We start from the raw sequence: 4,749 nt of genomic DNA, 5'->3' as shown, positions 1-4,749 counted from the left end.
GGTGTGTGGGCGAGGAGCGTGCCGCCGAAGAAGGCAACGGCCGGCCAGCCCGCGACCAGGACGCGGAGCCAGGCCGGGACGTGGTCGAGGTCGAGGAGCCCGGCGGTGGCGACGTTGGCGCCGAGGGAGGCGGTCAGAGCCACCAGGAACCACAGCCGCGGACCCCCGGCCCTCAGCCCCGCTCGCTGTGCCTGCCGCATCCGGCGCCAGGCGGCGACCAGCAGCAGGTCGACGCTGATGGGGTAGGCCCACGCCTTCCAACCGCCCTGTCCGGCCGCTTCGGCGAGGTCGTGCAGGTGGGAGAAGGACAGGGCACCCGCGATGACGGCCTGAACGATCACGGCGTCGACCCGCAGCCGCTTGACCATGGCGGTCACCGGGGCAGGGGACGGCCGTTGGCAGCGGCGACGGCCTGAAGGACGAGGTCGAGGTTGGCCGCATCCAGGCCGCTGACGGCGTCACCGAGCCGGACCGGGGCAGCAGTGTCGGCGAGCGATGCGGCCAGGGCCAGGATGCGCAGCTCCCCGCCGGAAGCGGTGAGTTCGTTGGATTCCAGGGCTTGGGAGACCTTGTGCCAGTCGATCCCGTACGGCTGAGGAAGCGGGCCGGAGTAGTCGATGAGCAGCAGGCCGGGCCGCTCTGCGAGCCGCTTGATCCACAGGCCGTGACCGGCCAGGAGGTTGATCGCGGCCCGCAGGGCGGGCGAGCCGTCGGCGGTGGCGGTCAAGGTGTCGGCCAGCTCGGCGGCATCGACGATCACCGGATTGTCGTCGGTGTCGTACCAAGGGCAGTCGCGTTCGTCGTGGTCGACGCCGGTCTCATCACCGTCGACGTCACCGCAGTGCTCGCAGAACATCGGGTTTCCTTCCGGTTTTCGGCATGGGAGGGGTAGGGACGTGGCGCGAGGCGGTCACGCCGGCCGGAGTGAAGGAAGTTGGCTACTCGGTCATCGGCTGGGCGGTGGGAAGCGCAGCCGCGGAGGAGGACGGTCCGGCGGACTCGACGGCGACGGCGGGCCGGAAGGAGTCGAGCCGGGGCAGGTCCGGCATCAGGGCGGCGGTGTCGCGGCAGACGGCCGCCGCTTCGGCGAGGGTGAAGTGTGGTGCGCGGACGCGGGACCAGCCGCCGGAGGAGTCGCCGACGACGGCGACGCCGGGGCGTTCGGCCGGGATGGCGGTAGCGGCAAGGGCCGCTTCCGGGGAGATGTCGGCCAGTGCCATGTTCGCCGACGCTTCGTCGTTGACGCGGTGGCAGACGCGGCCGGTCAGCTGGGCACGGAGCATGGTGGCGCCCTTGCCGAGTTCCGAGCCGAAACGCTGCCCGCACACCTCCAGGTAGATGCCGGCCGCACGCCCGAGCTGGGCGAGGCGGATGAGCTTGGTGACCATGGCGTCCCGTCGCTTCTCGTCGTCCCGGTTCGCGGCGAGGAACAGTTCCGCCACTTCGTCGACGACGACCACGACCGGCACCGGCCGTACGGCTTCCGGCAGCCCCCACACGTCCGAGGTGAGCACGGCGTCCAGATCGGCCCCGGTGCCCGCACCGCTACGGAGTCCGATGAGCCGGAACCGAGCCTCCATCTCGTCCACCAGCACGTCGAGGAGTGCGTCAGCCCGGTCGGGACTATCGGCGAGCGCCGACAACCGGGGCGCGAACGGGGCGAGTTCCACGCCCCATTTGCAGTCGATGCCGACGAGCACGACCGACTGCCGGGCCAGGCCACACAGCAGGTTGCGCAGGTAGACGGACTTGCCGGACTGCGTGGCGCCGAGGATCAGTTCGTGCGGCACGGTGCGGAAGTCCCGTACGTGCCACTCACCGTCCTCCCGCAGCGCCAGCGGCAGGCAGAGCGGATCGGCCCCCGGCCGACGCCGAGCCGGCCTGACCTCGGCAAGCACATCCCAGCCGACCAGCCGCAGTTCGAGCCGCCCCGGCTTGGTGGTGCGGACGTACACAGCATGGACGCCCCAGGCATGCCGCAGCCGGTCGGCGGAAGCCATGAAGTCCTCAGGAGCCTGCCCCGCCGCCATACGCAGCCGCATCACGAGACCTGACCCGGTCGGCAGCGGGAACGACCGCCGAGGCGGCACGGGCGCGGCCTGACGCCCGACCATCCGGGCGGTGGCCCGACGGACGGCCGAAGCCGGGACCGTCAGACCACACGCGTCCATCGTGTCCCGGTACGACACCAGCACCCGCAACGCGGCTACCGGATAGCCGATGACCCACCAGAACACGACCGGCATACGACGGCGCACGACCAGCAGCACGCCCAGAACCAGCAGGACCGGCAGCAGAATCGACAGCGGAACCCGGAATCCGCCGGTCACGGCGATCAACCCTGAACCGGAGCCGGGGCGTTGACCATGACGGCGTCGGCCCGGTAGGCGATGCCGTGCCGGGCGCGCCCGCCGAACTCGCTCTCCCAGGGCCGGGCGACCAGACCGGACAGGATGACCGGGGCGCCCATGACCAGACCGTCACCGATGCCCTGCTCGGGAACGGTCACCTTGATCATGTCCGAGCCACCGGCCGCGATGAACACCAGCTCCACCGTCATGAGCCGCTGGTTGGTCACCGGGTCAACGGCGATCTCACCGGTCTGCCGGTCCCTCACCTTGACCTCAGGCAGCTTGGTGATGAGCAGCGTCGCGGCCGAAGTGTCCACGGGGATGACACGCATTGTCTGTACCTCACAGGGTCGTTGCTGCCCTCTCCTGAGCAGCACCATTTCAACTGGATACCCCCCTAGACAGCGCAAGGGAGGATCACCCCCACATGAACTGTCTAGGGGGGTACGCAACTAAAGGTAAGCGATGGCCGGGCGAACTGTCTAGGGGGGTATACGAGTTGTCGCGCCCTCACCGCTGGCGTGAGCGGGTTGCGTCAGTCCAGCGTCCAGTGGAGGGCGGTCGCGTCGTCGCGTGCCTTGCCCCGCGGCCAGCGTCGACCCGCGGGGTCGTCGGCCTCAGCATCACGCACACGGCGGATCAGCTCATGCGGCCCGGACGAGTCGAGGACGGACAACACCTCTGGCCAGTCGGCGAGTTCGAACCGGTCGACGAGGCGCGTGGCGCCGTCGCTCAGCAGCGTTACGGAGGCCAGCGAGTCCAGCGGCACCGTCCCGGTCAGGGCGTGCTCGGCCGCCCGTGGATCGGGGCCGGCGATCCAGAAGCCGCCCGGCTGGTTACGGAGCCCGGTCAGGGCATCCCTGTACTCGGCGAGCGCGGCAGTGTGTTCCGGTGAGCCGGTGGGCAGTTGGTCGACGGTCCCGCGCAGCCGCTTGCCGACTTCGTCCAGGCGCCGGTCGGTGACGACGATCGTGCGGCCGCCCCTGTCTGCCATCACCAGGGAGGAGTCACCGAGAACGAGGTACTCAAGAACTCCCCCGCCGAGCCGCACGGCGACGGCCGTACTGGTGGGACTGGCCCGGTAGGCGAGGTCGCAACTGTCCTCGTGCAGGGACCGGACGAGGGTGATCGAGTCGGCGAGGCAGTCGCCGAGCGGCCGGGCGGGATTCGCGGTCATGCCGCGCAATAGCAGAGCACCCAGGGTTCCGGAGAACCAGGCAACGCCGTGCGTGCACCCAGTCTCGGCCCCACCCACACCGGCGCCGTCGAGGACGACGGCCGCGCCGGGGGCGGCAGCGGCGAAGTCCTCGTTCTCGCGGTCGGGTTCGGCGGGCAGCGTGGCGAGGGCGAACCTCACCCCGCCGCCTCCGTCGCCTCTTCGTCGTGCCTGTAGAGGGGGCAGAGCAGTTCGGCGGACTGCGGTTCGCTGGTCTCCGGGTCGTACTCGACGCCGACCAGCGTGGAGAACCGGCGGTCACCGACCTGACCCCACAGGGTGTTGAGGTCATTGGCGAGCAGCTGCACGACGCCGAGAGAGCCCTGAGTGTGGATACCGGCGATGGCGAGCAGCGAACCGTTGCCGTCCGGGCGAGGCAGTCTGCCGAGGTATCCGATGTCGTAGGGCCGGGCCGGGTCGCTGTCCTGACCCGACCGGTACACGGTGCCGGTGTGCCGGTCCATCACCGTCCAGGGCCCGTCTTCCGCGCGCTCCCAGCTCAGAACGGGGTCCTGCGCGTAGGTGTCCCACATCTCCTGAGACATACGGGGCCCGCAGACGACGACCAGGCCGTCTCGGTTGAGGTCGATCTCGCCACCGACCGACACATGCTCCGAGGCGACTTCGAGCCCGTATAGCCGCGCCAGGTCTTCCAGCCGCTTGCCGGAGCTGACGTCGTCCATGGCAACGACCGTCCGCCCCCGCTCGTCATCACGCCGCAGAGGCGTAGCAACGACGACGGAGCCCCGGCCGAGGAAGGCCCCTTCCGGCGCCGGGCCGGTGTGGCGGATCTGGTGAATGCGCCCGCGGCTCAGGCCCGCCTTCTCTGCGATCTGCGCATACGACAGCCCTTGCGCGTGCAGGTCCTGGACCACTCGGCGACGGAGGCGAGCCAGTTCGGTCACCTCCTGCTGTGCATCAGCCAACCGGGTCGTGACCTCGCGCAACAGCCGGTACGGATCATCAATCGCCATGATCCGCTGCAACTCGTCCGACATGACCTCACCTCCTAGCACTAACCAGGAGTCTAGGGCCCTAGACGGAATGGGCGGGAGACGGCGTCCCGTACGTACGCCGACCACGTAGAACCGCGACCGCCTGCCGGGCACACCCCGAGGGCTCACCCGTCACCGCCCGCGAGGCGACCAGAGACCACCGTGAAGGCGGGCGCGATCACACGCT

6 protein-coding genes are annotated in these 4,749 nt (G+C 70.1%); all 6 read right to left on the bottom strand.

Features of this window, described 5'->3' with window-relative positions:
- On the bottom strand, positions 1–368 hold a 368-nt coding region (locus AOK15_RS17390; protein WP_157870280.1), incomplete at its 3' end, for a DUF2637 domain-containing protein.
- A gap of 5 nt (positions 369–373) precedes the next feature.
- Complete coding sequence (locus AOK15_RS17385) at positions 374–856, bottom strand: hypothetical protein (RefSeq protein ID WP_055517789.1); 483 nt, start codon at positions 854–856, stop codon at positions 374–376.
- Between the two features lie 82 nt (positions 857–938).
- Positions 939–2,246 carry an FtsK/SpoIIIE domain-containing protein gene (locus AOK15_RS17380; protein ID WP_240508473.1) on the bottom strand — a complete coding sequence of 436 codons (1,308 nt, stop codon included), beginning with the start codon at positions 2,244–2,246 and terminating at the stop codon, positions 939–941.
- An 89-nt stretch (positions 2,247–2,335) separates the two neighbouring features.
- On the bottom strand, positions 2,336–2,683 hold the full coding sequence (locus AOK15_RS17375) for an SCO3933 family regulatory protein (protein WP_055517788.1): 348 nt from the start codon (positions 2,681–2,683) through the stop codon (positions 2,336–2,338).
- A gap of 203 nt (positions 2,684–2,886) precedes the next feature.
- Positions 2,887–3,708, bottom strand: a complete 822-nt coding sequence (locus tag AOK15_RS17370) for a protein phosphatase 2C domain-containing protein (protein WP_055517787.1) — start codon at positions 3,706–3,708, stop codon at positions 2,887–2,889.
- The gene (locus tag AOK15_RS17365) at positions 3,705–4,565 is read right to left on the bottom strand and encodes a sigma factor-like helix-turn-helix DNA-binding protein (RefSeq protein WP_055517786.1); all 861 of its coding nucleotides are present in this window, start codon (positions 4,563–4,565) and stop codon (positions 3,705–3,707) included. The genes AOK15_RS17370 and AOK15_RS17365 overlap by 4 nt, the downstream gene beginning before the upstream one ends.
- Positions 4,566–4,749: the final 184 nt, after the last annotated feature.

The sequence above is a fragment of the Streptomyces ossamyceticus genome (assembly GCF_001418475.1).
Taxonomy (GTDB): Bacteria; Actinomycetota; Actinomycetes; order Streptomycetales; family Streptomycetaceae; genus Streptomyces; species Streptomyces ossamyceticus.
This window is presented reverse-complemented; position numbering and strand designations above follow the sequence as displayed.

Coding starts and splice junctions, on each gene's coding strand:
- AOK15_RS17365 (WP_055517786.1), bottom strand. CDS start 4,565: ATGTCGGACGAGTTGCAGCGGATCATGGCGATTGATGATCCGTACCGG.
- AOK15_RS17385 (WP_055517789.1), bottom strand. CDS start 856: ATGTTCTGCGAGCACTGCGGTGACGTCGACGGTGATGAGACCGGCGTC.
- AOK15_RS17375 (WP_055517788.1), bottom strand. CDS start 2,683: ATGCGTGTCATCCCCGTGGACACTTCGGCCGCGACGCTGCTCATCACC.
- AOK15_RS17380 (WP_240508473.1), bottom strand. CDS start 2,246: ATGCCGGTCGTGTTCTGGTGGGTCATCGGCTATCCGGTAGCCGCGTTG.